The sequence below is a fragment of the Streptomyces sp. NPDC048270 genome (assembly GCF_040652335.1).
Classification (GTDB): domain Bacteria; phylum Actinomycetota; class Actinomycetes; order Streptomycetales; family Streptomycetaceae; genus Streptomyces.
In genome coordinates, this window is sequence record NZ_JBEZLV010000094.1 from 1 (window position 1) to 5,661 (window position 5,661).

The 5,661-nt window shown below is 72.1% G+C and carries 6 protein-coding genes and 1 pseudogene; 3 read left to right on the top strand and 4 right to left on the bottom strand.

The window, feature by feature from the left end; all coding sequences use genetic code 11:
* Positions 1 to 363, bottom strand: a pseudogene (locus AB0D66_RS33985) (prepilin peptidase); the annotation flags it as partial.
* A gap of 221 nt (positions 364 to 584) precedes the next feature.
* Here AB0D66_RS33985 and AB0D66_RS33990 point away from each other — a divergent pair.
* The 3 genes from AB0D66_RS33990 to AB0D66_RS34000 all read left to right on the top strand — a co-directional run bounded on the left by AB0D66_RS33990 (position 585) and on the right by AB0D66_RS34000 (position 3,161).
* Entirely contained in the window at positions 585 to 935 is a 351-nt protein-coding gene (locus AB0D66_RS33990) for a DUF192 domain-containing protein (protein ID WP_362311019.1), read from the top strand.
* A 59-nt stretch (positions 936 to 994) separates the two neighbouring features.
* Positions 995 to 1,612 (top strand): SMI1/KNR4 family protein, encoded by a 618-nt coding sequence (locus tag AB0D66_RS33995; RefSeq protein WP_362311020.1) that lies wholly within the window; start codon positions 995 to 997, stop codon positions 1,610 to 1,612.
* Between the two features lie 265 nt (positions 1,613 to 1,877).
* The gene (locus tag AB0D66_RS34000) at positions 1,878 to 3,161 is read left to right on the top strand and encodes an extracellular solute-binding protein (RefSeq protein WP_362311021.1); all 1,284 of its coding nucleotides are present in this window, start codon (positions 1,878 to 1,880) and stop codon (positions 3,159 to 3,161) included.
* 200 nt (positions 3,162 to 3,361) lie between these two features.
* Here AB0D66_RS34000 and AB0D66_RS34005 read toward each other — a convergent pair whose 3' ends face one another.
* The 3 genes from AB0D66_RS34005 to AB0D66_RS34015 form a co-directional block, all read right to left on the bottom strand.
* Positions 3,362 to 3,991, bottom strand: a complete 630-nt coding sequence (locus tag AB0D66_RS34005; RefSeq protein ID WP_362311022.1) for a hypothetical protein — start codon at positions 3,989 to 3,991, stop codon at positions 3,362 to 3,364.
* Between the two features lie 140 nt (positions 3,992 to 4,131).
* Positions 4,132 to 4,461: a nuclear transport factor 2 family protein gene (locus AB0D66_RS34010; RefSeq protein WP_362311023.1), complete on the bottom strand. Its 330-nt coding sequence runs from the start codon at positions 4,459 to 4,461 to the stop codon at positions 4,132 to 4,134.
* Positions 4,462 to 4,574: 113 nt separating this feature from the next.
* Positions 4,575 to 5,408: a polysaccharide deacetylase family protein gene (locus tag AB0D66_RS34015; RefSeq protein ID WP_362311024.1), complete on the bottom strand. Its 834-nt coding sequence runs from the start codon at positions 5,406 to 5,408 to the stop codon at positions 4,575 to 4,577.
* Positions 5,409 to 5,661 lie beyond the last annotated feature (253 nt).

A 5,661-nucleotide genomic window follows, 5' to 3' on the forward strand; every position in this document is an offset into this window, starting at 1 on the left:
CCAGGGCAAGGTGTTCGTCTCCCGCTGCTTCCTCGGCGCGTCCGAGCCGGGCCGCGGTGCGTCCGGGCCGGGCGGCAGGGCGTCCGAGCCGGGCGGCAGGGCGTCGGGGCCGGGTGGCAGGGCGTCGGGGCCGGGCGGCAGGGCGTCCGGGCCGGGCCGTGGGGCGTCCGGGCCCGCCGCGACGGCCGCCGCGGGCACCCGGCAGCGGGCGGCCCCGAGCCACCCCGCCACCACATGCCCCTCCGGGCACCGCTCGCGCCAGGGCTCCCCCGGCTCGACACCCATCCGCCAGACCGCACGCGGCAGCAGCAACCCCACGCCGACGCCGTACCCGGCGGCCAGAACGATCACAAGGACACCCACCCCCCGAAGGTAGGCCCAACCCCCACCCCCTTCCAGCCCCACCGACGGCCTACCCAGCCCCGCCGGCGTTTGAGGCGCGGGGGCCCGGGGGCAGCGCCCCCGCAACGGCGCCGCACCCACACCACCGACGCCCCGCCCCGCCCCGGGCCCGCCGACGCTCCGAGAGACGGGGGCGGGGGGCGGCCCCCCGGCCCAGGCTCCGCAGGATCTAGGCTGCCGCCATGGCGAACTGGCAGGACGGCACGGCCACGCTCCACACCGGCACGGCGGCGGTCCCGCTGGAGATCGCCGCCTCCTACCGCGCCCGCACCCGCGGCCTCCTCGGCCGGGACGGCATCGCCGGGGCGCTGCTGCTGACCCCCGCCGCGAGCGTGCACACCTTCAAGATGCGGTTCGCGATCGACGTGGCGTACCTCGACCGGAACCTGCGCGTCCTGGCCGTGGTGACGATGCCCCCGGGGCGCCTCGGACTGCCCCGGCCCCGCTCCCGGCACGTCCTGGAGGCCGCGGCGGGGGCGATGGCCGGCTGGGGACTGCGCCCGGGCACGACCGTGCGCGTGGACAGGTTCTAGTGGAGGTCCCGCCTCGGCGGTAGGTTGGGGCGGTTGAGCTGGGGTGTCAGGGGAGCGGCATGACGGAGAACGCGCGGATCAAGGCGCTGGAGCAGATCATGCCGGCGACGCACGGCGCCGACGAGGACATCGACTGGCAGAGCGCCGAGGCGGCCTGGGGCACCTCGTTCCCGGCCGACTTCGTCGCCTTCATGGGACGTTTCGGCGCGGGCTCCATCAACGGCGAGGCCAGCATCCTGCTGCCCCTCCCCAAGCCCGGACTCCAGTGGGACCCGGCCGAGATGGCCGAGGAGACCGACAACGCCCGCCAGGTCTGGGAGGCGGAGGGCGGTCGGGCCGCCTTCGACGTGGACCCGGAGGCGATCATCGCCTGGGGCGTCACCGGCGGCTCCGACATCCTGTGCTGGCTCACGTCCGACCCCGACCCGGACCGGTGGCCGGTCCTGGTGTGCGGGCGGCACACCGCCGACTCCTTCGCCGTGTACCCGTACGGCATGGCCGAATTCCTCTACCGGCTCTGCTCCGACGAGTTCGACGTGAGCCCGGTCAGCATCACCTTCTGGGACGGCGGCCACCTCAGCTTCGTCCACTGGCGCAAGGCCCAGCGCAGGTGGCAGGAGGGCCGCAACCCCGAGACGGGCGAACCGGACCCGTACGCGGGCGAATTCGCCGACTGACGTCCCCGTCACACCCCCGAGCCCGTTCCACGACCGGAAACGGGCGTTTCGGCATGTCTACGCGCGTCCGCCCGGTGGATCACATATCGGAAAACACCATCCGGAAAAGCCCCAGTTGGAGCATTGACCACAAGTGCATCCCAATGGAATCAGTCACCCCACTTTCGGGAGAGAATTCCGGCCAACGGGCCATGGAGGGACACCCCAGCCCGGAGCAACTCATAAGTAGTAATGGGATCCAAAAGAAAATCAGGGGAATACACCCGTGGGACGAAGAATCTTCGGGACGGCCGCCTCCACGGTCGTACTCGGTCTGCTGATACCACTGGCCGGATGTGGCGGTTCGGGCGGCGACGCAGGTGACGGCGGCACGCTGCACCTCGTGGCCGCCGAGTACGGCGACACTCCGGCCACCAGCTCGAAGGCGTTCTGGGACAAGGTGACGGAGGATTTCACCGCCGCGAATCCCGGAATCAAGGTCGACGTCAAGCTCCTGCCGTGGGCCGACATCGACCGCGAGGTCTCCCGCATGGTCAAGGCGGGGAACGCGCCGGACATCGCGCTCATGGGCTCCTACTCGGACTTCGCGGCCCAGGGCAGGCTCTATTCCGCGGACGAGCTCCTCTCGGTCGCCCGGGAGGCGAACTTCCTCCAGCCGCTCGCCGAGGCCGGCACCGTCGGCAGCACCCTCTACGGCCTGCCGTTCGTGGCCAGCAGCCGCCTGCTCTTCTACAACGAGGCGCTGTTCACCAAGGCCGGGGTCGGCGCTCCGAAGACCTGGTCCGATCTGAAGTCCGCCGCCAAGGCGCTCAAGGACAAGGGCGTGAAGTTCCCGTACGCCCTCCCGCTCGGCCCGGAGGAGGCGCACGCCGAGGCGATGATCTGGGAGTTGAGCAACGGCGGCGGCTACGCCGACAGCAGCGGCAACTACAGCCTGGCCTCCGACCAGAACGTCGAGACCTGGCGCTGGGTCAAGGACAACCTGGTCGCCCCCGGCCTCACCGGCCCGACCCCGCCCTCCCAGCTGAACCGCGCCGACGCCTTCGCCGCCTTCCTGCGCGGCGAGGTCGGCATGCTCAACGGCTACCCGTCGCTCGCCCACGAGGCGCGCGCCAAGGGCATCGGCGTCGGCACCGTGTCCATGCCGGTCGCCGACACCCTGGACAGCGGGGAGGTCCCGCCGACGGTGGGCGTGGCCGACTGGATGATGGCCTTCAAGCAGAACGGCAAGCGCGCCGAGATCGGCAAGTTCCTCGACTTCGTCTACCAGGACAAGAACCTCTCGGAGTTCGCCAAGCGCTACCACCTGCTGCCGTCCACCGTGACCGCCTCGCGCACCCCGGCCGGTGGCGGGCTCGAGAAGACCGACCAGCTGTTCCTGTCCGCGCTGTACGGTGCGCAGCTCTACCCGGTCAACGACCCGGCCTGGGTGACCGTCAGCGACACCATCAAGCGCAACATCGGCCGTGCGGTGGAACCGAACGTCGACCCGAAGACCGTCCTCGAGGACATCGCCTCCCAGGCGAACGAGGCCTCGAAGAAGCGCTGAAGACCCCGTGACACGGGACCTTCGCCCCATGCCGCAGACCACCCCGTGCGGCAGGATGGCCCCACGGCCCTCGATCCGAGGCCGCCGGCCCCGCCGCCCGCCGAGCACCCACAAGGTGCGCAGGGCGGCAGGCCTCGACCGCGCCCCCTCGGCGCCCCTGCCGGCGCTCCGGCCCCACCGGCCCCACCGGCCCCTTCGCGCTACTGCCCCTGCTTCCCGTGGTCCGGGGAGAACGCCGTGCGGTGCTGCTCACAGCTGGAGTCCCAGCGCAGCGAGCCCGTGAGCGTCCCGTAGCCCGAGCGCGTCACCGACCACTCCACCGTGTACTCCCCGGTGTCACACGCGATCCGCTTGCCGCCCGCGACCTTCTCGCGCCCCGTCGCCGGCTTCCCCTCCAGCTTCCGGCGCACCTCCCCCGCCTTGGCGCCCTTGGCCGTGCGCAGGACGGCGTGCACCTCGATCGGGTGCGTGTCGTCCTTGGTCGTCACGACCTTCTTCACCAGCTTCGAGTCCGACACCGACCAGGCGAACTCGTACGACGGCTCCCACGCCAGCGTGTCGGGGTCGGGGACCTGGCGTTCCACGTCCGGGGCGGCGGAGTGGCCGGGGCGGGTGACCATCTCGTACTGGACTCCGGTGTGGAAGCGGAACTGGGCCTCCACCTTGTGCATGTCGTCCTTGGTCCACTTCGACTTCATGGACTTCTCACCCCCGGCCGGGTCCTGGAGGTAGGCCGTCCCCTCCGCGGCGGTGGCCTGGTGGACGAGGGCGGGGGCGAGGGCCGCCGCGGTGGTGGCGAGGGCGAGGGCTGCCATGCGGGTGCGCTTCATGCCCGGTCCAACGGGGCCCGCGGCGGGCCGGAACGACACCGGGCGGGCTTTCACCCGTACGGGAGCCCGTACGCAGTGCCCCCGCCCGGAGCATCGGGTGGGGCGGCGGGCGGCGCTGAAGGCGGCGCGGGGCCGGTGGTTCAGGCCTGGCCGGTCTCGAAGCGGCTGATCCTGCCGCCGCCGGGGGCGATGGTGAAGCGCCAGGCGGTGCGCATCTCTCCCCAGGTGTCGTTGCGGTAGTCGACGACCAGGGAGCGGCCGCTGTCGGACTCGGACTGGACGTTCATGTGGCCGCCGGAGGAGAAGATCTCCTTGTCGATCCACGCGTGGAGGTCGCGGTCGGACCCGTCGTCGGACATGGTCGCGTCGGCGGTCAGGACCGCCAGGAAGGCGTCCTTGTCGTGCGCGTTGACGGCGGTGACGAAGGCTCCGACGACGGGGTCGGAAAGCTTGGCGGGGGCGATGGTCACGGGGGTCTCCTGGCCGGGGCGTGCGGGCGCGGCGTGCGCATGTGCCCGACCAGGGAACACCCGGGGCCGGGCCGCGTCGTCGACCCTCACCCGTTCGGTTGCCGGACGGCGTGTCAGGAGGCGTCGGCGCCCTCGGGGGCGGTGCGGACCGGGAAGCCGGTCGGCCGGCCCTGCCCACCCAGCCAGGCCAGCACCTGGTCGAGGGCGTCGACGGTCTGCCCGCGGTTGCCGCCGCCGTCGTGGAAGAGCACGGTCGGGCCGTTGCCGAGTTCGCGCTTGACGGCGTCGACGATGGCTGCCGTGCCCGGCCTGCCGAAGTCCTTGGTGTCCACGTTCCAGCCGAGCGGGCGCATCCCGTGCGCGGCGGCGATGCGCCGGCTGTCGGGGGTGAAGGCGCCGCCGGGGGCCCGGTAGTAGTCGACCTTCGCGCCGGCCCCGGCGGCTTCCTCGATCAGCCGCTTCGCGTCCAGGATCTGCTGTTCCTGGTAGGCGACGGGCTTCTTGTCCATGCCTGTGTCGTGGTCCATGGTGTGGTCGCAGAGCCGGTGGCCGGCCGCGACCACCTTCTTGATGAGGTCGGGGTGGGCCTTGGCCTGCGGCCCGATCATGCAGAAGGTCGCCTTCGCGTCGTACTTCTCCAGCACGTCCAGGACCGCCGGGGTCCAGCGGGGGTCGGGGCCGTCGTCGATGGTGATGTTGACGGCCTTCGCGCCGCCCTCCGAGGCGTGGGCTATGCCCTCGGGTATCCCCCGCGGCTGCCGCTGTCCGGCCTGGCCGCCCGGGGTTCCGGCGTCCTTCTGCCGGGACACGTTCTGGTGCGCGGGTCCGTGCCCCGACTCCACCGCGCCCGCCACGCCCCACACCGTCCCCGCCAGGGCGACGGCGGAGGCCGCGACGACCGCGCGGGCCCGGATGCCCTTCTCGTTCATGCGTGCCCAGAACCCCATGTCCACTCCCCATCCGCTTCGTCAGCGTTCTGTGGATCAGGACGTTCGGCGCAACAGGTGGGTTCCGGGCCATTGGTCCATAAAATCCAACTAATGGGGCGGATGAGGCCGGTGCGACCTGGCGGAGCCCGTGCGTCCTGGCTGGTCGGCGGCCGGATCGGCGAGGGCCCGGCCGCGGAGGACGGTTTCGTCCTTCGGGGCCGGGCCCTTGGGGGGTGCCGGAGAGGGGGGTTGGTTCAGTGGGCGGCTGATT